Source organism: Christiangramia sp. (assembly GCF_029937855.1).
Lineage (GTDB): Bacteria > Bacteroidota > Bacteroidia > Flavobacteriales > Flavobacteriaceae > Christiangramia.
The window spans coordinates 1-25,833 of sequence record NZ_JAPYPC010000025.1; the positions used below are offsets into that span (position 1 = coordinate 1).

22 protein-coding genes are annotated in these 25,833 nt (G+C 37.5%); 17 read left to right on the plus strand and 5 right to left on the minus strand.

The window, feature by feature from the left end; translation table 11 throughout:
- Positions 1–175: 175 nt before the first annotated feature.
- From Q1K34_RS12875 to Q1K34_RS12905, 7 genes are all read left to right on the plus strand, one after another.
- Positions 176–2,911, plus strand: coding sequence for a PAS domain S-box protein (locus tag Q1K34_RS12875; RefSeq protein ID WP_300439577.1), 2,736 nt, complete (start codon positions 176–178; stop codon positions 2,909–2,911).
- Positions 2,912–2,913: 2 nt separating this feature from the next.
- Complete coding sequence (locus Q1K34_RS12880) at positions 2,914–3,315, plus strand: response regulator (RefSeq protein ID WP_300439580.1); 402 nt, start codon at positions 2,914–2,916, stop codon at positions 3,313–3,315.
- A 387-nt stretch (positions 3,316–3,702) separates the two neighbouring features.
- Positions 3,703–4,389 carry a TetR/AcrR family transcriptional regulator gene (locus Q1K34_RS12885; protein ID WP_300439583.1) on the plus strand — a complete coding sequence of 229 codons (687 nt, stop codon included), beginning with the start codon at positions 3,703–3,705 and terminating at the stop codon, positions 4,387–4,389.
- Positions 4,379–6,040: a peptidase domain-containing ABC transporter gene (locus Q1K34_RS12890; protein ID WP_300439585.1), complete on the plus strand. Its 1,662-nt coding sequence runs from the start codon at positions 4,379–4,381 to the stop codon at positions 6,038–6,040. The genes Q1K34_RS12885 and Q1K34_RS12890 overlap by 11 nt, the downstream gene beginning before the upstream one ends.
- A gap of 3 nt (positions 6,041–6,043) precedes the next feature.
- Positions 6,044–7,399 carry an HlyD family efflux transporter periplasmic adaptor subunit gene (locus tag Q1K34_RS12895; RefSeq protein ID WP_300439588.1) on the plus strand — a complete coding sequence of 452 codons (1,356 nt, stop codon included), beginning with the start codon at positions 6,044–6,046 and terminating at the stop codon, positions 7,397–7,399.
- Entirely contained in the window at positions 7,396–8,784 is a 1,389-nt protein-coding gene (locus Q1K34_RS12900; protein ID WP_300439591.1) for a TolC family protein, read from the plus strand. Before Q1K34_RS12895 ends, Q1K34_RS12900 begins: the two co-directional genes overlap by 4 nt.
- A gap of 114 nt (positions 8,785–8,898) precedes the next feature.
- The gene (locus tag Q1K34_RS12905; RefSeq protein ID WP_300439594.1) at positions 8,899–9,912 is read left to right on the plus strand and encodes an LLM class flavin-dependent oxidoreductase; all 1,014 of its coding nucleotides are present in this window, start codon (positions 8,899–8,901) and stop codon (positions 9,910–9,912) included.
- Positions 9,913–10,016: 104 nt separating this feature from the next.
- On the opposite strand, the gene Q1K34_RS12910 is transcribed toward Q1K34_RS12905, so the two are convergent.
- From Q1K34_RS12910 to Q1K34_RS12925, 4 genes are all read right to left on the minus strand, one after another.
- Entirely contained in the window at positions 10,017–10,436 is a 420-nt protein-coding gene (locus Q1K34_RS12910; protein ID WP_300439598.1) for a cytochrome c oxidase assembly factor Coa1 family protein, read from the minus strand.
- Between the two features lie 36 nt (positions 10,437–10,472).
- Complete coding sequence (locus tag Q1K34_RS12915) at positions 10,473–10,940, minus strand: hypothetical protein (RefSeq protein WP_300439601.1); 468 nt, start codon at positions 10,938–10,940, stop codon at positions 10,473–10,475.
- 189 nt (positions 10,941–11,129) lie between these two features.
- Positions 11,130–11,468 (minus strand): hypothetical protein, encoded by a 339-nt coding sequence (locus Q1K34_RS12920; protein WP_300439604.1) that lies wholly within the window; start codon positions 11,466–11,468, stop codon positions 11,130–11,132.
- 186 nt (positions 11,469–11,654) lie between these two features.
- A complete protein-coding gene (locus Q1K34_RS12925) occupies positions 11,655–12,020 on the minus strand; it encodes a DUF2200 domain-containing protein (protein ID WP_300439606.1) in 366 nt (121 codons plus the stop codon).
- A 738-nt stretch (positions 12,021–12,758) separates the two neighbouring features.
- Here Q1K34_RS12925 and Q1K34_RS12930 point away from each other — a divergent pair.
- Positions 12,759–13,694, plus strand: coding sequence for a ribose-phosphate pyrophosphokinase (locus Q1K34_RS12930; protein WP_300439609.1), 936 nt, complete (start codon positions 12,759–12,761; stop codon positions 13,692–13,694).
- Positions 13,695–13,871: 177 nt separating this feature from the next.
- Here the strand turns inward: Q1K34_RS12930 and Q1K34_RS12935 are convergent, their stop codons facing one another.
- Complete coding sequence (locus Q1K34_RS12935) at positions 13,872–15,446, minus strand: Ppx/GppA phosphatase family protein (protein ID WP_300439612.1); 1,575 nt, start codon at positions 15,444–15,446, stop codon at positions 13,872–13,874.
- 809 nt (positions 15,447–16,255) lie between these two features.
- Between Q1K34_RS12935 and Q1K34_RS12940 the strand changes: the two genes are divergently transcribed.
- From Q1K34_RS12940 to mgtE, 9 genes are all read left to right on the plus strand, one after another.
- Positions 16,256–16,918, plus strand: a complete 663-nt coding sequence (locus Q1K34_RS12940; protein WP_300439615.1) for a 50S ribosomal protein L25/general stress protein Ctc — start codon at positions 16,256–16,258, stop codon at positions 16,916–16,918.
- A gap of 150 nt (positions 16,919–17,068) precedes the next feature.
- Entirely contained in the window at positions 17,069–17,695 is a 627-nt protein-coding gene (gene pth / locus Q1K34_RS12945) for an aminoacyl-tRNA hydrolase (RefSeq protein WP_300439618.1), read from the plus strand.
- Positions 17,696–17,701: 6 nt separating this feature from the next.
- Complete coding sequence (locus Q1K34_RS12950; protein ID WP_300439621.1) at positions 17,702–18,637, plus strand: bifunctional riboflavin kinase/FAD synthetase; 936 nt, start codon at positions 17,702–17,704, stop codon at positions 18,635–18,637.
- A complete protein-coding gene (locus Q1K34_RS12955; RefSeq protein ID WP_300439624.1) occupies positions 18,630–19,949 on the plus strand; it encodes an HTTM domain-containing protein in 1,320 nt (439 codons plus the stop codon). Before Q1K34_RS12950 ends, Q1K34_RS12955 begins: the two co-directional genes overlap by 8 nt.
- A 70-nt stretch (positions 19,950–20,019) precedes the next feature.
- Positions 20,020–21,291: a serine--tRNA ligase gene (gene serS / locus Q1K34_RS12960; RefSeq protein WP_300439628.1), complete on the plus strand. Its 1,272-nt coding sequence runs from the start codon at positions 20,020–20,022 to the stop codon at positions 21,289–21,291.
- 46 nt (positions 21,292–21,337) lie between these two features.
- Positions 21,338–23,122, plus strand: a complete 1,785-nt coding sequence (locus Q1K34_RS12965) for a tetratricopeptide repeat protein (protein ID WP_300439630.1) — start codon at positions 21,338–21,340, stop codon at positions 23,120–23,122.
- A gap of 24 nt (positions 23,123–23,146) precedes the next feature.
- The gene (locus tag Q1K34_RS12970) at positions 23,147–23,455 is read left to right on the plus strand and encodes a DUF4286 family protein (protein ID WP_300439633.1); all 309 of its coding nucleotides are present in this window, start codon (positions 23,147–23,149) and stop codon (positions 23,453–23,455) included.
- A gap of 104 nt (positions 23,456–23,559) precedes the next feature.
- On the plus strand, positions 23,560–24,405 hold the full coding sequence (rsmA, locus tag Q1K34_RS12975; protein ID WP_300439635.1) for a 16S rRNA (adenine(1518)-N(6)/adenine(1519)-N(6))-dimethyltransferase RsmA: 846 nt from the start codon (positions 23,560–23,562) through the stop codon (positions 24,403–24,405).
- Positions 24,386–25,735 carry a magnesium transporter gene (gene mgtE, locus Q1K34_RS12980; RefSeq protein WP_300439637.1) on the plus strand — a complete coding sequence of 450 codons (1,350 nt, stop codon included), beginning with the start codon at positions 24,386–24,388 and terminating at the stop codon, positions 25,733–25,735. Before rsmA ends, mgtE begins: the two co-directional genes overlap by 20 nt.
- Positions 25,736–25,833: the final 98 nt, after the last annotated feature.

Consider the following 25,833-nt stretch of genomic DNA (forward strand, 5'->3'; position numbering starts at 1 on the left):
GGGGCTAGCCCCCAATGATTTAATTTGAGTTGCATTTATATATTGAACTTAGAAATATAAAAATTACAAAATTTATAAATATCTTAAACGATTAATAATTTTAGTTAAAATAATAATATATTCGTAAGGAAGATTCACAAAATCCTAGGGGCGGGATTATAAATAAATTTTGAGTATGGGCTTAAAATCTATAGGGATTTTTGGGTTCAAATTTCCTTTAAAACCCCTTATTACAGGTTTTTTTACTTTCCTCTTATTCCTAATCATAGGAGTATTTATACTATGGCAACGATTTCAAATCCTGGAAGAGGAACAGCGAAGGGAAATGTCTACCATTATTAACCTGGTAGAGAAGAATATGCAACAGGCATTGGGCTATAGTTCAGCGGCAGCTTTAAGCTTGGGGATGCAGGTAAATAATAACGGTGAAGTAGAAAATTTTGAAAAGGTGGCCTCCAGGCTCGTGGATGAAAATCCCAACATAGACATTGTGGAAATGGTTGAAGGTGACCGTATTACTCATGTCTATCCGTTAGAAGGTAATGAGGCTGCTTTGGGACTTAAAATCCTTAAAGATAGTGTACATCGCAATGAAGCTTTGCGAACTATAAAAGAGCAACGTATGTTCTTCGCGGGCCCTGTTCGTATCAAACAGGGTGGTTTTGCGGTAATTGGAAGATTGCCCATCCTGATAAACAACAAATTCTGGGGTTTTAGTTCAGTGATTATAAGCTTGGAAAATCTCCTGGTACAGTCCGGAATATATGAGTATTCCCATGAACAGTATAATTTTCAATTTTCTAAAATAGATCCAAACACAGGAAAAGAGACTTTTTATCTTCCAGATTTCGATAATTTCGATAAATCCTATTCCGAAGAAGTAATTCTTCCGGATGGTGACTGGAAATTTTATATCGCTCCTACTAATCCACACGAAATAGCTGGTTCCCTTTTTCCAGTGGCATTATTTATACTTTTTCTATCTGGATTTTTTGCATTTGGGACCTATTATTTCAGTATGCAACCATTGAAATTAAGGGTGCTGGTGGCGAAAAAGTCTAATGAATTGGCAAAAGTAGAAAATCAGTTTCAAACGGTATTTAACCAGGCTGCAATTGGAATGGCTCTCGTAGATACCAAGACTGGAAATTTATTGGAATCAAATTCCAGGTTACAGCAACAATTGGGGTATAAAAATACTGAATTAAAGAAGTTGGATTTTCAGGAGATAAGTTCTAAAGAAGATTATGAGGAAAATGAAAGGCTCTTAAAAGAATTGCGAAATAATAAACGTAGAGAATACTCCCAAAAGCTTAGGCTAAAAAAGAAGAACGGTGAATTTGCCTGGATACGTCTTACGGTTTCGGCTCTATGGCAACCCGGTGAATTACCAGATAAACATATAGCGTTGGTGGAAGATATTTCTGAAAGTGAAAGGGCTAAAAAAGACTTGCTAAGGAGTGAAATAAAGTTTAGGTCTATCTTTAATGAAGCGGCCGTGGGAATGGTTCGTGCCGATTCTAATACAGGTGAAATCCTGGAAACTAATAAGAGTTTTCAGAAAATGCTGGGTTATAGCTCGCAAGAACTTAGGGAAAAAAAATTCAGGGAGATATCCCATCCAGATGAGCTTAGGCAAAACCTTGAATTGTTAGAAAAATTAACCAAAAATGAAATTAGGAAATTCACCGTACAGAAACGATTTATAAAGAAAGATGGAGCTATAGTTTGGGTGCAGCTCAGTATAACCCCCTTAGGGGGAAAAGCGGAGAAACCCACTTTTCATATTGCAATTGCAGAAGATATTACAGAGAAAGTTGAAGCTCAAAAGAAACTCGTGCAAAGTGAAAAACGTTTTAGGGCAATTGTAGAGTATTCCAATGAAATGATATTAGTGTTGGATAAAAATAGGCAGCCCAGCTATTACTCTCCCGCCTTAAAAAAAATAATAGAGCAGGCAAATATTGATTTCGAGAGAAACCCCCTTATTTCCATAGTTCATCCCGAAGACCATCTAGTTATAAAGAATAAAGTAGAGGAAGCAGAAAAACAGCCGGGTGTTCCGCAAAAAGAAATTGTTTTTAGGTCTTTAGCTAATAAGCACAAAGTATTGTGGAAAGCTGTTACTATTACCAGTTTATTGCATGAAGAAAGTATTAAAGGTTTGGTATTTAATATTCATGATATTACAGCTAGCAAGGAAGCTCAAATAAAGCTGAAAAAATCTTTTGATCTGGTGACTGAACAGAATAAGCGACTCATCAACTTTTCTTATATCGTATCCCATAATCTACGCTCCCATTCCAGTAACCTGGAGTCTTTGTTAGATCTCTATAAAGAAGCTGAAAATCAAGATGAAAAAGAGGAATACCTCCAACTTTTACCAACGGTTTCTTCTGCTTTAAGCCAGACCTTAATGGATCTAAATGATGTAGTTACTATACATAACAATCATGCTTTAAAAATCGAATTGTTAAGTGTAAAGGACTACTTAGAAAAGACTTTAGAATCGCTTAAGGTAAATATACAGGATAAAAATGCTGAAATAAGTACTCACATACCCGAAGAAATGAAGGTTTATTTCAATCCTGCATACCTGGAAAGTATCTTTCTCAATTTAATTTCAAATGCTTTAAAATATAGCGCCGAATCAAGGCAGCCGACAATCTCTATTAAAGGCTATTTGAAGGATGGAAAATGGATCCTTGAGATAATGGACAATGGAATTGGAATAGATTTGGAAAAACATGGGACTAAAATCTTCGGACTTTATAATACCTTTAGTAATGCGTCTAATTCCCGTGGCATTGGCCTTTTTATCACTCAAAATCAAATGGAAGCCATGGCAGGTAGAATTACTGTAGAAAGCGAACCAGGTAAAGGCGCCACTTTTAAACTCTTCTTTGAATAAATATGTTTAAAACACTTACAATAATAGATGATGATCCGGTATATCAACTTATTGCCGGTAAGCTGATAAACAAAACTGAGATATTCTCCCACCCCACTTTTTTCAACAGTGGTATAGATGCTATTGAAGAATTTAAAAAAGAAGAAAACCCCCTGCCACATATTATCCTATTGGATATTAATATGCCCTATATGGATGGATGGCAGTTCATCAAAAAACTAAAGCAGCTGCGGCCTAATTGTAAGGAAGAAACTAATATCTATATCGTTAGTTCATCTATCTCTGAACGCGATAAGCATAAAGCAGAAGAAATCGAAGAGGTGATAGATTTTATAAGCAAACCCTTACATGTAGAGCGATTAAAAGCTATTGGAAAAAACACTAATCAAAAAATCAATTTTTAGTCAAAATTTGATAAATGTGAGGTTGTTTAAAGGGAAAAGTATCCCTGGATTATTTATAATATTCACAAGTAAATATTTCTCGGGATTTCCAAAGGTATTTAATTAGAATTTGAAGAAATTCTAATTCCTCTAAATGGAATTATTGAAATTTAACTTTGGAAGAATTAAGACTACCTGCACTCTGCTTACCTGAATAATTCAAACAAAATGATTAGCCTTTAATCATCTCGATCAATATTTTTTAAGGTTATAATGCATGGTGTATCATGATTAACTGATGCATAAATCAAACATTTTATCTAAATTTCGATAGTTCTACAAGTGTTAAATAACAGCAAAACTTTCTATTATGAAAGTATTACTATTATTTTTGAAAAAAATTTCAGCATGGAGGAATTGCTTAAGAACCTGAAAATATCTGTTAGCGAAAATCTTTACCTCAAGGATCCTGAGTCAAGTGAGTTAGGAAGAAGAATAATAGAACATGGTATTTTGCTTATTGATAAAATAGGCTTCGAGAAATTCACTTTTAAGAAACTGGGGTTGGAGATCCAGTCTAATGAAAGTTCTATTTATCGTTATTTTGAAAACAAACATCTCTTCCTGGTATATATCACCAACTGGTTTTGGGGATGGAAGGAATATCAGTTAATGTTTTCCATATATAGTATCAATGATCCCGAAGAGAAGCTTCTAAAAGCCATAGATGTTATGGCCCACCCGGTGATACAGGATATTCGTTTTAAGCATATTGATGAAGTGGCGCTTAACAATATTATCATAAACGAGTCTTCAAAATCTTACCTCACCAAAAAAGTAGATGAAGAAAATAAACATGGACATTTCCTGCTTTATAAAAGATTGGTAAAGAGAATTAGCCAAATGATCTCAGAATTGGATTGCGAGTATAAGTATCCATTCAGTCTTGCCACTACCATTATTGACGGTTCATTACATCAACATTTTATAAGTCAGCATTTTTTAAGCATCACCGATGGTGGTGATAAAATCAATCCGTCCATGTTTTTCAAAAACTTAGTTTTAAATCTTTTAAATACTAACAATGGCAAATAAACTCACCCCATTTCAGAGATTTGTAGGATTGCTGAAATTAGAGCGAAAGGATTTTCTTCAAATTGTTTACTACGCGATTTTTGCCGGACTTGTGAGTCTATCGGTTCCACTTGGTATTCAGGCGATTGTTAATCTTATGCAAGGTGCAAGGATTTCTACATCCTGGTTTGTACTTGTAATATTGGTAACGCTTGGGGTGGCTTTTGTGGGCATACTTCAGTTAATGCAAATCAGAATTTTAGAAAACATTCAACAGAAGATCTTTACACGTGCTTCTTTTGAATTCATCTATCGTTTTCCGAAGATAAAAATGGATCAGCTGCGAAATTTCTATCCGCCGGAGCTGGCCAATCGTTTTTTTGATGTCCTGATCATCCAGAAAGGCCTCTCAAAGGTGATTATAGATTTCCCGGCTGCTTTAACTCAGGTGATTTTCGGACTTATATTATTATCGCTCTACCATCCATTTTTCATTATTTATGGAATATTACTGGTCTTTTTGATATATGTAGGTTTTAAGTTCACTGGACAGAAAGGGCTGGATGCAAGTATGCTGGAGTCTAAATATAAATACCGAATAGCTCACTGGATTCAGGAAGTAGCCCGCGGACTAATGACTTTTAAAATCTCCGGAAAAACTAATCTTGCTATTTCCAAGAATGATCGCATGCTCAGTGAATACCTGGTGGCTCGAGAAGGACATTTCCAGGTACTTAAAATTCAGTTTATCCAGCTCATTATTTTTAAAGTGCTGGTTACAGCAGGTCTTTTAGCAATTGGAGGTATGCTCGTTTTAAATCAGCAAATGAACATTGGGCAGTTTGTAGCGGCAGAGATCATTATATTATTGATCATTGGTTCTGTGGAAAAAATTATCCTGGGCCTGGAGTCTTTTTATGATATTCTTACCTCCCTGGAGAAAATGGGGGAAGTGGTAGACAAGGAGCTGGAAGACCAGACCGGGGAAGAACCTTTTGAAATAGGGGAACCACTTACAATAGAGCTGGATGGAGTAAATTATAAAGGTTTTAGTGACAATAGAATAATTAAAAATATAAACCTTAAGATAAATCCTGGCGATAGGATTTTATTAAAGGGAAGTAACGGTGCAGGTAAATCTACGCTACTCAAACTGGTGGCAGGACTTATTCAGCCAAGTCTCGGAGAGATCTACGTGAATGATATTTCCCTTAAGAGCATTAGGCCCAATCATTACCGTGCCTTACTGGGACAGTCTATAACTGAAGAATCTCCTTTTGAAGGCAGCATCCTGGAGAATATCACCATGGGAAATCAGGATATTCCAAAACAGGATATTCAATGGGCACTGGAAAAAACAGGTCTGCTGGGATTTGTAAAGCAACAACCTAAAGGTTTAAATACCATCATTTATCCTGAAGGCATCCAAATGCCTTATTCGGTTTCAAAAAAGTTGATTCTGGCACGAAGTATTGTGAAGCGTCCTTCACTGCTAATTTTAAATGATCCATTGAATCAATTAGATCCAGAAGAAGAGGATAGAATCCTGGATTTTCTTTTTAGTAAAGAGAATAATTGGGCAATAATTGTGGCCGGAAAAGGTGAAAAATGGGAGAAATATTGTGACCGGCATCTTTTTATAAAAAACGGGAAAATAACAAATAAGACCTAGAATATGTTAAATATCACAAATAACACACTGCACGAGAAAGTAGATCTTAAGCAGTACGCTTCTGGGAAAAAGGTACTTCGAGATCGTACCCAAAAATATTTCAATAGGTTCCTAATAACTTTTGGGATAATTCTGATCGTCATTTTATTTTTACCCTGGACCCAAACTGTTGCAGGAAAGGGATATGTGACCACATTAACGCCGGAACAGCGACCACAAACTCTTCAATCGCCTATTCCGGGCCGTATTGAGAGATGGTACATCAACGAAGGTGATTTTGTAGAAAAGGGAGATACCATCCTTCATATTTCAGAAGTTAAAAATGAATATTTCGATCCGCAATTGGTGGATCGTACAGGCGATCAGATTAGGGCAAAAGAAAGCTCTCAGAGATCCTATGAAAGTAAAATACAATCATTGACCAATCAGGTAGGTGCCCTTCAGCAGGAAAAAAGACTAAAAATTAATCAGGCCGAGAATAAATTACGACAAAGCAAATTGAAATTCCGCAGTGACAGCATCGATCTGGAAGCCGCGAAGACAAATCTTGCTATTGCTGAAACACAATTTGAGCGGGCAAGAATGCTTAATGAAGAAGGATTAAAATCCATGACCGATCTGGAAAATTCCCGATTAAAACTTCAGGAATCTCAGGCTAAGCGAATTGCGCAGGAGAATAAAATGCTGGCTTCACAAAATGAAATAATCAATGCTGAAATTGAATTGAATCGTCTTGAGGCCGAATACCAGGAGAAGGTTTCCAAGGCTCAAAGTGACCGTTCTTCAGCAGAAAGTTCAATGTATCAAACCCAGGCAGACATTAGCAAGCTTGAAACTTCCTATGCTAACTATGATAAGCGAAGAGGGCTTTATTATATTTTGGCTCCACAAGATGGATATATTAACAAAGCAATTAAGGCGGGTATCGGCGAAACCTTTAAAGAAGGGGAACCTCTTCTGGGAATTATGCCCTCCAATTATCAACTGGCGGTAGAAACTTTTGTAGATCCTATAGATATGCCGTTGTTGCACGTGGGAGAATCTGTGCGCGTACAGTTTGATGGTTGGCCGGCGATTGTCTTTAGCGGCTGGCCCAATAGCTCATACGGCACCTATGGAGCAAAAATTGTCGCCATTGAAAATTTCATTAGTGCAAATGGGAAATACAGGGTTCTCTTAGCTCCAGATGAAAGCGAATATGCATGGCCAACGGAAATAAAGATAGGCTCCGGTGCTTCTACATTGGCTTTGTTAGAAGATGTACCTATCTGGTATGAATTATGGCGACAATTAAATGGTTTTCCACCAAACTATTATTCGCCTGAAGATGCTGTAAATACCAAAGTTTCAGAAAAATGAGAAAGCTGATCTTTATTTTAATGCTTGTGATGGTGAATGCCGGACACGCTTCTGAAAAAGACAGTTTAAGACTGGGTTTTGAAGAGTATCTGGCTATTGTGAAAAAATATCATCCCCTGGTGAAACAAGCCGGTTTAAAAGTGGATGAAGCTGATTTTAAGCTCCTAAAATCCCGTGGTTTTTTTGATCCCAAGATCCAAGCCGATCTATCTGAAAAAGATTATAAGGGAACTGAGTACTACAATATTTTTGGGGCTGCATTTAAAGTTCCCACGTATTACGGATTGGAATTCAATGCGAAATTTGAAGAAAATTCCGGCGAATACCTCAATCCTCAAAATACAGTTCCTGAAGAAGGGCTTTATTCCGCAGGAATTTCCCTGGATGTGACTAATGGCTTATTTATGAGCGAACGTATGGCGGCACTTAAACAGGCTAAAATTTACCAGGATCAGTCACTGGTGAAAAGGGACCTTATGATCGCTGAAATTCTTTATGATGCTTCCAGTGCTTATTTTAACTGGTACGCAGCATATCAGGAATTGTTGCTCTATCGTAGTTTTGTTAGCAATGCCGAATTTAGGCTAAGATCTGTAAAAACCCAATTTCGGTTGGGGGATAAACCGGCAATAGATACGCTTGAAGCCAATATTACTTTTGAGAATCGGGAAATTCAATTACAACAGGCTGAATTGGATTATCTGAAAGCTTCCCTCAGACTATCAAATTATCTCTGGACAGAAGCTAATGTTCCATTAGAGATCACTTCAGAAGTAAGGCCTAACGAAGATCTTTTTGAAAAGGTAAACGCAATGTGGCTGAAAAACGAAATCGCGGTTAATGAAGAGATTGATTCGAATCCAAAAATCAGGTTTCTGGAATATAATCTGGATATACTGGAAATTGAGAAAAAACTGAAAGCCAATAAATTATTACCAGATCTCGATATTAACTATAATTTTATTACCAATCAACCGGAAGAGTGGAGAGGTCTTAATACCCAGGACTATAAATTCGGTTTTTCTTTTAGTTTGCCCATTTTCTTAAGAAAAGAGCGTGGAGAATTACAACTCGCCAAACTGGAAGTGGAAAATTCTCAATATGAACTTTTAAATGCAAGTCAGGAAATTTCTAATAAACTGCGATCCCTTCAGAATGAAATTAGCTCTTTTAGAAATCAACGTTTCAAGCTGAATACTTTAGTGGCCGATTATGCCAGGCTTGTAGATGCTGAACAAAGAAAATTTCAACTTGGGGATAGTTCTCTTTTTCTGGTGAATAGCCGGGAGAACTCTTATATTTCTGCAAAATTGAAAGAAATAGAGGTTATTTTAAAGTATTTGAAAAGTCAGGCAGAATTGCTGAAAATTAAAGCTGCTTTTTAAAAAAAGAAAATGGTAGTGCTAATTTTTAAATCGATCTATAAATCCCGTAAGTATTCAGGGAAAACCAGACCAAACCCGGGTTTGTATTAGTGTAGAATTTGTAAATTGACGTAAATGCCTCATAAAAAGACAGCCTATTCTATCCTGGAACTAGCCGTAGTAGGTCAGGATATTCCTCATCATATAGTTTTTGAAAACAGTGCTGAACTTGCGAAAACCGCAGAAGATTTAGGTTACAAAAGATTCTGGCTGGCAGAACATCATAATATGGTTAGTATTGCCAGTTCGGCCACGACGGTACTTATGGGGCATATCGCCGGTAAGACAAATTCTATTAGAGTAGGTTCCGGGGGGATTATGCTTCCAAACCACTCTCCACTTATTGTTGCCGAGCAATTTGGAACTCTGGGAACCCTATATCCAGGAAGGATAGATATGGGACTGGGAAGAGCACCGGGAACAGATCAGGTAACGGCCCATGCGATTAGAAGTGACCGGATGAATTCGGTTCATAAATTTCCGCATGAGATTGATGAAATTCAGCAATATTTTAAGAACCAAAGAGCGACCAAAAAAGTAAGAGCTACGGTCGCCGAAGGTGTGGATGTTCCTGTGTATATTTTGGGATCCAGTACAGATAGCGCCCATGTGGCAGCAGAAAAAGGGCTTCCCTATGTTTTTGCCAGTCATTTTGCACCTGCTCAATTATTTCAGGCGATGGAAATCTATTACCGGGAATTTCAGCCTTCAGAATATCTGGAAAAGCCTTATAGCATTGCTGGTATCAACATAATTGCTGCTGATAGCTATGCTGAAGCTGAAAGAATTTCTACAAGTTCCCTTAGAATGATGGTTGGAGTATTAACAGGTAATCTTGATTATCTTCAGAAACCGGAAGATATGAGTCCGGAACTTACTGAAATTAGGAATCATCCTCAACTTTCACGAATGCTGCAATACGCTTTTGTGGGAGACCGTGAAAGGATCAAAAAGGATACAGAAGATTTTATCAAACAAACAGGGGTAGATGAAGTAATTGTTGCATCTCATATCTATCATCAGGAAGATCGCTTGAAATCTTACAGGATATTTTCAGAAATTATGCAGGAGCTTAATGAAGGTTCTTAGACTTTCATCTTTATATATTTAAGATCAAAGAGAATAATAGTGATCAATTAGAAAGATTTTGTACTCATCTTTTTTACCAGGATTGCTATTCCTTAATTTAATCGTCATTGATATATTTCTATAGCTTGAGTTTCCCCAGTGCTATTATCTATTCTAACCTGTAGAAGATCATACCTCCATTCATCGTTTTTTAGATGTGCTTTAATATCAAGTTTAGCCTTCCCTTTATCCCCATGAACCTTAATGGTAGAAGTCACTTTTTGAAAATCACTGAAATAATTGACTTCCCCGTTAAAAATCGCCATCCTATCAATACTCTTTATTCTAACTACTACTTTAATTACACGCTCCTCTTTATTAGCCATTTCTATAGCCTTTCGATAAAGTTCTTTATCGGAATAAGCCTGCACCAGATCTTGCGAAATTTTGCCGAAATTGAAGGAACTTAAGAAGTAGAAAATAATGATAATAGTACCCGTTACAGGTACAAGCCATATAATATTCTTTTTGAACCAGTTTTTCATACATCAATCTTTACGCACGAATGGCTATGAAGTTTTTTATGCATACAGTAGCGCAATAATAAATGGAATAGTAACGGTGATAGATATAAGGGCAGGTTTTACCCAGCTCTTTTTTTCAAATTCAATATCTTTTCCCAGGTATCTATTCCAGAAATATTCATTTAGAATAATGGCTCCTAAAATATTTAGTAAAATGGTAAAATTACTTGATTTGGTATATGCTACGGTAAAGATCATTCCGGCCGTGTAGATAATAGAAAAAAATAGTACCTGTAGCTTTCCTTTTTGTTCATCTTTTTTCTTCAGATTACTCATTAAAATAACGGCTCCGAAGATGGTAGAAAATAATATACAGAAAGCGGTAATTACCCTTTTTGAATATAATTCTGGCGGTATTTCGGTAATCTCATTTTCTTCAAATTCTTCATCTAAAGGCTGGTGGGAGTAATTACTTCCCGGTTCTTTTTCGGTTAATTTCCTTTGGTAGTTTAATAATTTCTCCAATATGAGAGGTGTTTGATTATAATATATTATACTGAGGAAAACTTGCGGAAGTAGGGATGCAGCTTTCAACAATAGGCTAGTAAATAGCGAATTTAGAAAAAACCACAGGAATCACATAGAATATTGAAAAAACTATGGAAGAACTGTTTTAATACCGCAGAAGGATAAATTCCATGTTTCAAAAACCATTTAAGTTCGGTATAGATTCGTAGGATGGGTAACATTATTTCTCCTGTGCATTTCTTCTTCCACTTTATGTACAAAAAGAAAGATTAAGAACAGGATGATGAGTATTGAAATAATGAGCAGTTTAAAATCTTTTATGGTTTCTAATCGAGCATTGGATCTTATTTTTTTAATCACCTGCTCAACAGATTTTTCAGGAATCCTGTCAAAAAGAAGTCCGTCTTCCGGAATTTCATCTTTATAAATATTTTCCCTGATATTTTCTTTAAATCTCGGTTTGTTGGAACGTAAAAGAGATTTGTTATGATCCTGCTGACTTCTTATTTCATTCCTGTTAGGCATGCTTTTACTTATTAATCTATCTCACTTTTAATATTGCAATTTGAAAAGGAAAAATAAGTGTAGGGAATAAACTCCATTCTTTAACTGCTTAATTAGGCAGAAGTTAATAATTTTTTTGAATATGTCTTTGGGAAGAAAATACGATTCCCGGGATAAAATCTCCCAGAGTTTTCCTTCTTCTGGCTACTATGATTTCCGTAATATTTTTTCCATTTTTCGTCCTTTTGCCAGCTCATCTACCAGTTTGTCCAGGTATCTTACCTGTTGGGTCAACGGAGTTTCCAACTCCTCTATTCGATACCCGCAAATCATTCCCTTAATTAGATGTGCGTTTTGATGTAAACGTGCTTTTTGGAAGAATTCTTTAAAACTGACTTTTTCCTTTATAAGTTCCAGTATTTTCTTTTCATCAAATCCTGTTAACCACTCTATAACCTGATTTAATTCCTCTTGCGTTCGTCCTTTCTTCTCCACTTTTGTAATATAATGTGGATATACCGAGGCAAAAGTCATTTTTGCAATTCTTTCATCATGTTCAGGAGTAGTTTTCATATCTCAGCTTATTGAAAATGATAAGTTACTTCAATCTTTTCAAACGTCACTTTTCTTTAGTGATTTTTTGACTTTCTTCTGAACCTTTTAATTGTTAAAAGGACATTTCCATAGAAAATCAGTTAATTCTTTTTTGACTTAATGCTTTTATTAATCAATTTATAATCTCTGTAATTATAATGCTGTCGGAAGCTTCTCCTCTAAGTCCTTTTTTCAAATTCTTTCCAATCATAAATGATTATAAAAACAAATGCAGCTAATGCACCAAGGATAAAAAATGTGAGATATCTACGGGTGAAATTAAAACTCATATTATCGTTTTTGGTTATTCCTGGAATTTTTATTTTTCTGAAATCCTGAAGGAATCAATCTTTGCTTTCTTCTGTATTTGTTACCGATGCTGCTTCATCATCAACTAATGGACTTTTTAAATCCTGTTTCTTTGAAATTGTGGATTAATCCTGATTAGAAGAAATATCAGGTTGTAATATGTTTAAAATTAAGAAAGATAGTAGGCTTATCATGAATTTTTTTCAGACATGAAAAAAATTTAATTTCTGGCAGATAAATCATTTATAAAATAAGTAACGGTTTTGACTGTTAAGATATCTTTTTGGTAAAATTTACATAGTTAATTCATCTTTCTTTTGATGGAGTTGGTTTTATCCTATTATCACAAGGATAAATTTTTAAATTTGCAGGCAACAAGAACAAACACACAACAAAAAACAACACAACATGCCTGCTACAGAAGCTAAGATCTTTAATTGTACCCAAAGTCGCGAACTCGCTGAGAAGATCGCTGAATTTTATGGTTCCAAACTGGGAAATGTGATTACTTCCACTTACAGTGATGGTGAGTTTCAGCCTTCCTTTGAAGAATCGGTAAGAGGATCCCGTGTATTTATAATTGGATCTACACATCCGGGGAGCGATCACCTTATGGAAATGTTGCTGATGCTGGATGCTGCGAAAAGAGCTTCTGCTAGACATATTACTGCAGTGATGCCGTATTTTGGGTGGGCCAGGCAGGATAGAAAAGACAAGCCGCGGGTTCCTATTGCAGCGAAAATGATTGCCAGTATTTTGGAAACTGCCGGGGCTACAAGAATTATTACCATGGATCTTCACGCAGATCAAATTCAGGGGTTCTTCGAAAAGCCGGTAGATCATTTGTATGCAAGTACTGTTTTTCTTCCGTATCTAAAGAAGCTTGGACTTGATAATTTAACTGTAGCATCACCAGATATGGGAGGTTCTAAAAGGGCCTATGCCTATTCCAAAGCACTGGAGAGCGATGTAGTGATTTGTTATAAGCAAAGGGCTAAAGCGAATGTAATTTCCCATATGGAACTTATTGGAGATGTTACCGGAAAGAATGTTGTTCTGGTAGATGATATGGTAGATACTGCCGGAACTCTTACTAAAGCCGCAGATCTTATGATGGAGCGTGGTGCGAAAAGTGTTCGTGCTATTTGTACGCATCCTGTACTTTCAGGAGAGGCCTACGATCGTATAGAGAAATCTAAACTTCAGGAATTAATTGTCACAGATTCTATTCCGCTAAGACAGGAAAGCAGAAAGATTAAAGTAGTAAGTTGTGCTGAACTTTTTGCTGATGTAATGAAGCGTGTTCAGGATAATAAGTCGATAAGCTCTAAATTCATTATGTAATTGTAGATCGCTTCACTTTGTTCGCGATGACAGTCAATAGAAGTTGTTGATATTGTGAGTGAAACGGAATAGTTTCATGTTGCTTATGTGGTTCTGAGTTTTCTGCATTGAGAAAAGTCACTGCGAGCATAGCGAAGCAGTCTCATCTTCGGTATTGCCGCTAGGAAGTTCTATGCGTCATTGTTCCTTGTTAACACTATAGATCTCAAGTTTTTTCCCGGTCACTTTTTCAAATAGTTTAGATTTCCTTTCGGCGCCCCAGATCTCAAGTTCAGGATCACCCATGGTCGTGATATGGAATTTCACTTTTTCAGCTTCATTTTGCACTTCCAGTGTTTGAACATTTTGATAATGGCTACGATCCAGGCCATCAGCTACACGCAATAAAGCAGAAAGTTTTTTAACTCTTTTTCGAAGCGGTTTCTCAAGTTTTTTATACAGGAAATGTCTTTTCCTGGGGGTGGATCTCCGGTGATATCTGGCCACATTGGCCATAATATTGATCTCATCTTCGGTAAAGCCCCTTAAATCTGAATGTCTTATTAAGTATAATGCATGTTTATGATGTTTTCTATAAGAAATATAATAGCCAATATCGTGCAGGTAACTGGCATATTCCAGCAGTTCCCGATCTGTTTCCTCTAATTTTAATTCTTTTCTAAATTCATCAAAAAGCTGCAGAGCCATATTGGCGACATGTTTTGAATGCGCTTCCAGCCAGTTACATTTACGGAGCAATTCAAAAATACTTCGCTTTCTGGGTTCGGGAAAATTGGCGACCATATCTAGTTTTGGCCTTTCTTCTTTAATAAAGTTCAGGATCATCCCATCCCTTAAAGCAGCTTCGGAAATCTTTATAGTTTGAATTTTAAATTCTTCTATAAGATATTTTACCAGTACCATTCCAGGGTTGATGATATCTATCCGCTTTTCATCCAGTTCACTGATCTTTTGGCGTTTTTTTCTGTTTAGCTCAATAAAATCCTGGTATAGGGAGTTAAAATCTGAAGCCTCAAAACTTAGTTCATTAAGGCTCATGGAAGCAGTGAGGGAATTACGGCTGGCTACCATGGCTCCGATATTTTCCATAGTTCCTGAAGAACCTATCATGGTGGTGATATGATTCTCTTTGAGAATTTCTGAAATTTCTTTTAGTTCCTGTTGATAGTGTGAAACTAATATTTGAATTTCCTCTTCAGTGATCGGATCATTTTTCACAAATTTCGCGGCCATTCTGGCAACTCCTAATTTTAAACTTTCCCGATAAATAAATTTTTGATTATTCCCTATGATAAATTCTACGCTTCCCCCGCCTATATCAACCATTAGTACCATTTCCTTGTTCAATGCAATACTATGCCTAACCGCGTAACCAATAAGTTCAGCTTCCATTTGTCCCGGAATCGCCCTGGCTTTTATACCTACTTCATCGATCATACGTTGAATAAAATCACCGCCGTTCTTTGCTTCCCTTATGGCGCTGGTGGCAAAAGCGAGAATTTCTTCTACATTCTGACTATCACATAGGAATTTAATGCGTTTCAAAGCATCGAGTCCGCGTTGCATGGCATCTTCGCTTAGGTGATTATCCATGCCTTTTTCAGCAAGTATCACCATTTCTTTTAGTTTATCGATGGTTCTGAAACTTCCGTCGGGATAAATATCTACCAGCACGGCATGGAATGAATTAGTTCCCAGGTCTATGGCTGCAATTCGTTTGGTGGAGGTGGAAGATTCGGTATCATTTTTCATTCTTTGAATATTTCAGGATGAAGTTTTCTCTTATTTTTTTCAATTTACTGAAAATAGGCTTTACGTCCTTGAAAGGCTTTGTGAAAACAATAATCAGTTAGTTGAGAATAATCAGAGATTTCTCCCTTCGGTCGAAAGGACAATGAGGTTGAGATCCTGAAACAAGTTCAGGATGACGGTTCCAGGAAGTTGTCACTACGAGTGAAACGAAGCAGTCTCCAACTGGGATTGCTTCGCTTCTCTATTAATGAAAATGAGCGGTGGAGAAATTTATTTAATGCAGGGAATCAACGTGTACTATAAATTTCCGTATCTCTTTATTGTGGCCACGAATTCACGAATGTTTGGTTTTATCAATAGAAATATGAGTGCATTAGTGGCTAATGATTTGAATGTCATAACGCTATATTAGTGCTGTTCGCATTCTAATAAAACATTTCAATGGTAGCGGAGTGAAACCAGACGAAGCAAATTCGCTATTATCAAGTTCAAACATATTTTAGAGGAAAACAACAGCAGTTTGCTTCGGCTACACTTCGCAAAGACCACCGGTTAAATAACCCGTTTTTCTATACGTCACTGCAAGTGAAACGAAGCAGTCCCATATTGCCCCCCAGACCTTGCCGAAGTATGGATTCCCAACCATCCAAATCTCTAAAATGATAATTCTTAATTCCGTAGAGCTTTTTAAGCTACAGGGTTTTACAAATAAATAAAAAAGACTTACTTTTGCAGTCAAATTTTTAAGCAAATGAAGGCGGTCCACGAAGGACTTGACAACATTTGTTCAATTAAATTAAGATTTACAAATGAAATCAATTACGATCAACGGATCTAAAAGAGAAAGCGTAGGCAAGAAAGCAACGAAAGCACTACGTAATGCTGGAGAGGTTCCTTGCGTATTGTACGGGGTAGAAGGTGATCCACTACACTTTGCAGCAGAGGAAATAGCATTCCAGAATTTAGTGTACACACCAGACGTACACACTGTAAAAATCAAATTAAAAAGTGGGGAGTCCTATGACGCGATCCTTCAGGATATCCAATTCCATCCTGTTACCGATGCGATTCTTCATATTGATTTCTACCAGATCTTTGGAGATAAACCAATTACTATGGAAATCCCAATTCACACCGAAGGTGTTGCAAGAGGGGTTAAGAATGGTGGTGTGTTAAGATATAACCTACGTCGTCTTAAAGTAAGAGGATTGCCAGGAGATCTTCCAGATTATATCGTAGCGAACGTGACTAAGCTTAAAATTGGTCAGAAGCTTTATGTAACTGGAGTAGATAGTAAAGATTTCGTAATTCAGCATCCAGATAATACTGTAATATGTCAGGTAAGAACTTCACGTAACCTTGTAGAATTAGAGGATGAAGATGAAGACGAAGATGATGTAGCAGCAGATGAAGTGCCAGCAACTGAAGTTGATGATCAGGCAGCTGTAAAAGAGGGAGAAGATAAAGAGTAACCTTCTTTGAATAATTTTTAAAAAGCATTCCTTATTCGGCAATCCCGATTTCGGAATGCTTTTTTATTTGAAATATTTTAAATCTTCGGTTTTGTTTTTTCTGAATTAAAAGTATCTGATTAATTTTATCTTTACCAAAACACTAAATGGATGCTTTCATTCTTCGGAAGGATTTTAGGAAAGAAAGAGACCGAGGAGAAAATAGATCCCATGAAGAAATTTTTGATCGTTGGTCTGGGCAATATTGGCCCCAAATATGAAAATACCAGGCACAATATCGGGTTTAAAATTCTCGATGAACTTGCCCGGGAAAAAGAAGTGACTTTTGAAACGCAGAAGCTTGGAGATGTGGCGACCTTTAAATTTAAAGGAAGAACCTTCGTTTTGCTTAAGCCCAGTACCTATATGAACTTAAGCGGAAAAGCAGTGAATTACTGGATGCAGAAAGAGAAAATTACCCTGGAGAATCTTCTGGTGGTAACAGATGATCTCAATCTTCCCTTCGGAACGCTTAGATTAAAGACCAAAGGCAGCGACGGTGGGCATAATGGTTTGAAGGATATACAGTCGCAACTTAACACCACGAAATATAATCGTTTTAGGTTTGGGATAAGCGATGAATTTTCCCAGGGGAGCCAGGTGAATTATGTGTTGGGTGAGTGGACCGATGATGAGGAAAGTAAATTACCGGAACGTTTAAAAACGTCAGCTGAATTGATCCAATCTTTCGGAACCGCGGGAGTCTCTAATACCATGAATACATTTAACGGAAAATAGCAGGATTTGAAAGAGCATAAAGGAGCAAACTCATTTGTAAGTGAACGTCAAACGGTAGTCACGATTGGTACTTTTGATGGGGTTCATGCAGGGCATAGGAAGATCATAGAACGCCTCGTAAATGCTGCCAATGCAAATAACCTGGATTCTGTAGTGCTTACTTTTTTTCCTCATCCAAGGATGGTGCTTCAAAAGGAAAGTGGAATTCAGCTTATAAATACCATCGAAGAGCGTAAGAAACTTCTAGAAGAAACAGGAATAGATCATTTGGTGATACATCCTTTTACCCATCAGTTTTCCAGACTTACGGCATTGGAATTTGTTCGGGATATCCTCGTAAATAAACTTAAAGCTAAAAGAGTTATTATTGGCTATGACCATAGGTTTGGACGTAATCGTACGGCAGATATTAACGATCTGAAGCAGTTTGGAGAGGATTTTGGATTTGAGGTGGAAGAAATTTCCCAGCAGGATGTGGAACAGGTAGCGGTAAGTTCTACCAAGATTAGAAATGCCTTATTAGATGGCCGGGTGGAAAGGGCCAATATGTATTTGCAACATCCATTTACTTTGAAGGGAACCATTGTTAAAGGCCGCGGAATTGGCAAAGACCTTGGTTTTCCTACCGCCAATCTCGAGGTGACTGAAGAATATAAACTTATTCCAAAAAATGGGGTTTATGTAGTGCAAACTAAAATAGATGGTGAGAAGGTCTATGGAATGATGAATATTGGTACGAATCCAACCGTAGGCGGAAAAGAAAAAACTATAGAGTCCTATTTTTTTGATCTTGATAAAGACCTTTATGGAAAAGAAATAGATCTGGAATTGCTGGTAAGGATTCGTGATGAGAAGAAATTTGTTTCGGTAGAGGATCTCAAGATCGCCATGAAACAGGATCAGGCATTTTCAAAACAATACTTAAAAGATAACCATGCTTAACAGGTGGCTTTTTAAGCAGGTTGATAATTCGGCATTGGTAGTTTTCCGTGCGCTTTTCGGATTTCTCATTGCCATAGAAGCTTTTGGAGCCATTTTCACGGGTTGGATTAGGAGAACGCTTATCGAACCCGATTTTACCTTTAATTTTATAGGTTTTGAATTCCTGCAACCGCTACCGGGCAATGGCATGCTTTGGTATTACGGCATTATGGGCTTATTCGGTATTTTCGTGATGCTCGGGTATAAATACAGGTTGAGCATTATTTGTTATGGTATCATGTGGGCCGGCGTGTATCTTATGCAAAAGTCCTCCTATAATAACCATTATTATCTCTTGATGTTACTATGTTTCATCATGAGCTTTTTGCCGGCAAATCGCTGGTTTTCCCTGGATGCTAAAATCAAGCCTGAAATCAGTAAAATATCCATGCCTCGTTGGGTTTGGGTGGTTATCGTTTTACAACTGTGGATTGTTTACACTTATGCTTCTGTTGCAAAATTCTACCCAGACTGGCTGGACGGAAGTTTTCCAGCATTGCTAATGCGATCTAAGGCAGATTACTGGCTGGTTGGTGAATTTCTTCAGCAGGGCTGGGTACGATATGCTATCGCTTATTTTGGGTTGTTGTTTGATCTTTTGATCATTCCATTATTGTTATGGAAAAGAACCCGACTTCCAATTTTTATGGCAGCGATTTTCTTTCACCTGTTTAACAGCTTTATTTTCCATATCGGGATATTTCCTTATATGTCCCTGGCTTTCTGTATCTTCTTTTTTCCTTCGGAAAAGATCAATAAGGTGTTTCTTCGGAAAAAAAAGAAACATTATGATGGAGATGAAATCATTATTCCTTCCTACCGGAATTTTTTGATAGGAGCGATGAGTGTTTGGTTTATCATTCAGCTGGCCCTTCCATTAAGACACTGGTTTTTTCAGGATGATGTGCTCTGGACAGAAGAGGGGCATCGATTAAGCTGGAGAATGATGTTAAGAGGGAAAAGCGGAAGAATCACCTTCAAAGTGGTGGAAAAAGGAACTTCAGACACTATTATTATTGATAAAAAGGATTACCTCTCGAGAAAACAATTGCGGTCCATTTCAACCAAACCAGATATGATTTGGCAGTTTGCCCAGCGTATAGAAGAAGAATATGCTGAAAAAGGGAAAGAGGTTGAGGTGTATGCAGAAGGAAAAATGAGTGTGAATGGAGGAGAATATAAACCGCTTATTGATCCTAGCGTAGATCTTGCCGCGGAAAAATGGCAACATTTTAAACATCATAACTGGATTCTTCCCTCAGATTCAGACTAATTATCTTACCTGCTTTTGTTACATTTGCTGCTTAGAAAATAATATAAACGGTAAATAAAAATCCGGCCTCATGTTACAGGTTTCAAATATTGCAGAACATAAAGAAGAATACATTAAAGCGCTTAAAAAAAGGAACTTTAATGCCGAAGATATTTTTGAACAGGTTTTAACTCTTGATGAGACAAGAAGAACTACCCAGGCAAAGCTGGATGATACACTGGCAAATTCCAATAAAATGTCCAAAGAAATTGGACTGATGTTCAAAAATGGAGAGCATCAGAAAGCCAATATGCTGAAGGAGAAAACTGGAAAACTGAAAGAAGAATCTAAAGAACTTTCAGAAAAGCTTACCACAACCGTGGCAGAACTTCAAAACCTGCTTTATACGATCCCAAATATTCCTCATGAGTCTGTTCCTTCTGGAATGAGCGAGGATGATAATGAGGAGATCTATACGGAAGGGGAGGTTCCTAAACTTGCTGAAGGAGCGCTTCCACATTGGGAGCTTGCAAAGAAATATGATATCATAGATTTCGAGCTTGGGAACAAAGTTACCGGTGCAGGTTTTCCTGTTTATAAAGGAAAAGGCGCAAGACTTCAACGAGCGCTTATCACCTGGTTTTTAGATAAAGCCACGGAAGCCGGATATACCGAATATCAATTACCTTTATTGGTAAACGAAACTTCAGGTTTTGGAACAGGACAGTTACCAGATAAGGAGGGTCAAATGTATCATGTTACCGAAGATGATCTTTATTTGATTCCTACTGCTGAAGTACCTATGACGAATATGTTTCGTGATAACCTGATGAATGAAAAGGATTTCCCGATTCTTTGTACCGGTTATACGCCATGTTTTAGAAGGGAAGCAGGATCTTATGGCGCGCATGTGCGTGGGTTGAATCGCCTACATCAATTCGATAAAGTGGAGATTGTAAGATTGGAGACACCAGAGAATTCTTATACCGCTCTAGATAACATGGTAGAACATATCAAAGGCTTGCTCAAAGAACTGAAACTTCCATACCGAATCTTAAGATTATGCGGTGGCGACCTTGGTTTTACTGCGGCACTGACTTTTGATTTTGAAGTTTTCTCTACCGCTCAGGATCGCTGGCTGGAAATCAGCTCAGTATCCAATTTTGAAAATTTTCAGTCTAACCGATTAAAATTACGGTACAAAACTAAAGATAATAATAAGGAGCTGGCTCATACACTCAACGGAAGTGCGCTTGCCTTGCCCAGGGTTTTAGCAGGCATTCTGGAAAACTATCAAACCGAAAACGGAATAAAAGTACCAGAAGTGCTCGTGCCGTATTGTGGTTTTGACACGATAGATTAATCTGAAGATCACAATATTAAAACAGCGCAAATGTTTATATTTACATATGCGCTGTTTTGTTTTTATAGCTTTATGGTTGTTAGTCGGTTGTGGGTTGTATGCTCAAAGTGAACAACTGGCAAAGAATTTTTTTGATCAGGGCGAGTATGAAAAGGCGCTGAAGGTGTACCAGAAACTTTACGAGCAAAACCCTGCCAATCCCGTTTATTTTAATGGAGTACTTTCTTCAAACCAGCAATTGGAAAATTTTGAAGAAGCTGAAAGAATGTTGCAGGAACGGCTTAACCGTACCGCTAATAATCCCTCTCTTCTTATAGAATTAGGTCATAATTACGAACTTCAGAACGAAGAAGAAAAGGCCAAACGTTTTTATGATGAAGCGCTTCAGTCTATAGAAGCACGGCCAAATTATGCATATTCTATTGCCCGCGGTTTTGAGCAATACAGCCTACTGGATTACGCGGCCAAAGCTTATGAAAGGGCCTTGGAAATGAGTTCCGATAGAAATTATAACCTTCAGCTTGCCCGTATTTACGGCGAACAGGGTAAGATCGAAGCAATGTTCAGCAATTACCTGGATCTTATTGAAGATGATATGAAATTCTATGGCATTGCAAACAGGGAGTTTAATAGGTATATTTCAGAAGATTCACAATCTGAAGCCAATACTATTTTTAGAAAACTACTCCTAAAACGTCTTCAGGAAGATCCTCAATTGCTATATAATGAAATGCTGAGCTGGTTATTTATTCAGCAAAAAGATTTCGACAAGGCTTTTGTCCAGGAACGGGCAATTTTTAAACGTGGCGAAAATTCTTTACAGGGGATACTTAATCTGGCCGTGCTGGCTAAGGAAGACGAAGAGTATGAGACTGCAAAAGAGATTATTGCCTATGCGATTGAAGAATCACCTTCCAGGACTTTTAATCTACAGGCACGTCATTTTTTATTGAATATTGAACTGCAGACTGCCGGTCCCGAAGATTTTGCCCGGGTGGAAGTAGATTTCAAATCGCTTTTGGAAGAATATGGTTATAACCAGGAAACGCTTGATGTTCAAATAGATTATGCCAATTTTATGGCTTTTAATCTGGACAGGAAGGATGAAGCTATAGTCCTTTTGAAGAAGGCAACGGAGATCACTCCAACTAAATTTAACCTTGCTAAAGTGAAAATGGCACTGGCAGATATTCTGGTGGTTCAGGAGAAGTTTAATGAAGCACTTATCTATTATTCCCAAATTCAGAATCTTGTAAAGAATGATGTGATTTCGCAAAATGCAAGATTTAAAGTGGCAAAAACCAGTTATTATAAAGGAGATTTTGACTGGGCAAAGACGCAGCTTGATATTTTAAAATCTTCCACATCCCAATTAATTGCGAATGACGCGATGGAATTGAGCTTGCTCATTAGCGATAATTCCCTCGAAGATTCTACAAAGACCGCTTTGAAGAAATTTGCACATGCAGATCTACTTATTTTTCAGAAGGAAAACAGTAAAGCTATTCAGGCTTTAGATTCTATTCTTATAAATCATAAAGGAGAAAAGATCGAAGATGAGGCCTTGCTGAGTCAGGCGAAATTGTATGAAAAGGAGCAGAATTTTCAGAAGGCAGAGAAAAACTACCTGGAGATCATTAATTCGTTCAATGATGATATCCTTTCAGATAACGCACATTATTTTCTGGCAGAATTATATGCAAACCAGCTTCAGGATCTGGAGAAGGCAAAGTCACTTTACGAGCAAATAATCTTTAACTTTGCCGATAGTATTTACTATGTGGAAGCACGTAAGAAATATCGAATGCTCCGAGGTGATACTTTAGAGTAACTCCAAAATTTTAAATTTTCAGAAATGATTATATATAACGTTACCATTAACGTGCAGGAAGATATCCATGACAACTGGTTAAAATGGATGAAAGAAGAACATATTCCTGATATGCTGGATACCAAAAAATTCAGTAAAGCATTAATGACGAAAGTTTTGGTGCAGGAACCCATGGGTGGAATCACCTATTCTGTGCAATATACTGCGGAAAGTAAAGAGATGCTTGAGAAATATTACACTGAAAATGCAGAAGAACTTCGATCAAAATCCAAAGCTTTTGATGGTAAATTTGTAGCTTTTAGAACAGAGTTGGAAGTAATTACCGAACAATAAGCTTTTTGAAAAAGTGAATTTTTTCAGGTTGTTTTTGACAGGTTGAGCTTGTCGAAACCTGTTTCCGCATAAGAATTTCCTTAAGACGTATTTAATAGCAAATCATGAAAAAATATAAGCCTTCATTCCATAAAGCCTCTTCCGATTATTCTAACAAGGATGATCAGGCGGTAAAGGCAAAAAAACATCTGGGACAACATTTCCTAACCGATGAAAATATCGCGGCGAAGATAGCAGATACTTTAAGCTATGAAGGCTACCATAAAGTGTTGGAAATAGGACCAGGAATGGGGGTTCTTACTAAATATCTTTTGGATAAAGATGCTGAGGTTCATGTGATCGAAATTGATACCGAAAGTGTGGAATATCTGGAAAGTCATTACCTGCATTTACGTGGTAGAATCCATGAAAAGGATTTTTTAAAACATGATCTGGGGCAAATATTCAACAAAGAACAATTTGCTGTGATTGGTAATTTCCCTTACAATATTTCCACCCAAATAGTATTTAAAGTACTTCAAATGAGGGATCAGATTCCTGAATTTTCAGGAATGTTCCAAAAAGAAGTGGCAAAACGCATTTGTGAAAAAGAAGGGAACAAAACTTATGGGATTCTAAGTGTACTTACACAGGCATTCTATGAAGCCGAATACCTTTTTACGGTTCCACCTTCGGTTTTTAATCCGCCGCCAAAAGTAGACAGCGGAGTATTAAGGCTTCGAAGGAAAGAGAATTTCAGTCTGGATTGTGATGAAAAACTGTTTTTCAGAATAGTTAAGACTTCCTTTAATCAGCGCAGAAAGACCCTTCGCAATAGTTTAAAAAGTCTTAATCTGCCCGATAATTTAAGGGAAGATACTATCTTTGGTCTTCGGCCGGAGCAACTCGGTTTCCAGCAGTTTATAGAACTGACCAAAAAAATTGAGCCGCATGCAATTTCAAATAACTGAAGAGCTAATAGATAAGATCCAGTACCTCATTGAAGAAGAAAACAATGAGGAATTGTTATTGCATCTTGAAGATGTGCACCACGCCGATATTGCTGAAATTCTTACAGAACTTAATCTGGAGGAGGCAACCTACCTGGTAAAACTTCTGGACAGCGAAAAGACAGCTGAAGCACTGATGGAGTTGGAAGAAGGAGTTCGGGAGCGAATCCTGGAAAACCTTTCGGCAAAAGAAATTGCTTCTGAGCTTAGTGAGATGGATACCGATGACGCGGCAGATATCATCTCTGAACTTTCGCTGGAATTACAACAGGATGTAATTTCTGAAATGACCGATGAGCAACACGCTGATGATATCGTGGAGCTATTGCGTTATGATGAAGATTCTGCCGGTGGTTTGATGGCGAAAGAACTGGTAAAAGTGAATGAAAACTGGAGTGTCACCGGTTGTATGGCTGAAATGCGAAAGCAGGCAGAAAATGTGACCCGGGTACATTCTATCTATGTGGTAGATGATAAGAATAAGCTGAAAGGCAGACTTTCCTTAAAAGACCTGCTTACCGCCTCCAGTGATGCCAATATTAGTGATATTTATATTCCTCAGGTGGATTATGTGAATGTGCATACCGAAGGTGAGGAAGTAGCGCGGATCATGCAAAAATATGACCTTGAAGCGATTCCGGTAGTAGATGAGATGAACCGTCTGGTAGGCCGAATTACTATTGACGATATTGTAGATTTCATTAAAGAGGAAGCAGAAAAAGATTACCAGATGGCTGCAGGTATTTCTGAAGATGTAGAAGCCGATGCCAGCATCTGGAGGCTTACCAGGGCACGTTTACCCTGGCTTATTCTGGGTCTCTTTGGAGGTTTAGGCGCTGTATATGTGATGAAGGGTTTTGAAGAAGCGCTCGCCAATTATGTGGAGTTATTTTTCTTTACACCACTAATCGCCGCGATGGCTGGGAATGTAGGAGTGCAGTCCAGTGCGATCATTGTTCAGGGATTGGCTAATGATAATCTTAGAGGCAGCCTCTTTAACCGGCTCCTGAAAGAAATAGGGCTTACACTTATTAATGGAGTAGTTCTGGGTGTTTTGGTTATACTTTTTGGGCTTATAGTAGGGCAACCTCAAATAGTAAGTTTTACCATAGCCCTGGCTTTGATCACGGTTATTATACTGGCGGCACTAATAGGTACTTTTGTTCCCATTATACTTGATAAACAGGGCATAGATCCTGCCATTGCCACAGGTCCTTTTATTACCACCAGCAACGATATTTTCGGGATCTTTATTTTCTTTTATTTGGCTAAAACCATCCTTGGTTTTTAGAATATTCCTCTATTTCTTCGGGGGCTGATAATCATTCTTTAGATTTGTAAGTTCCATTTTCGGTAGTTAACTGGAAATGTGAGAAACCTTATTTTTTA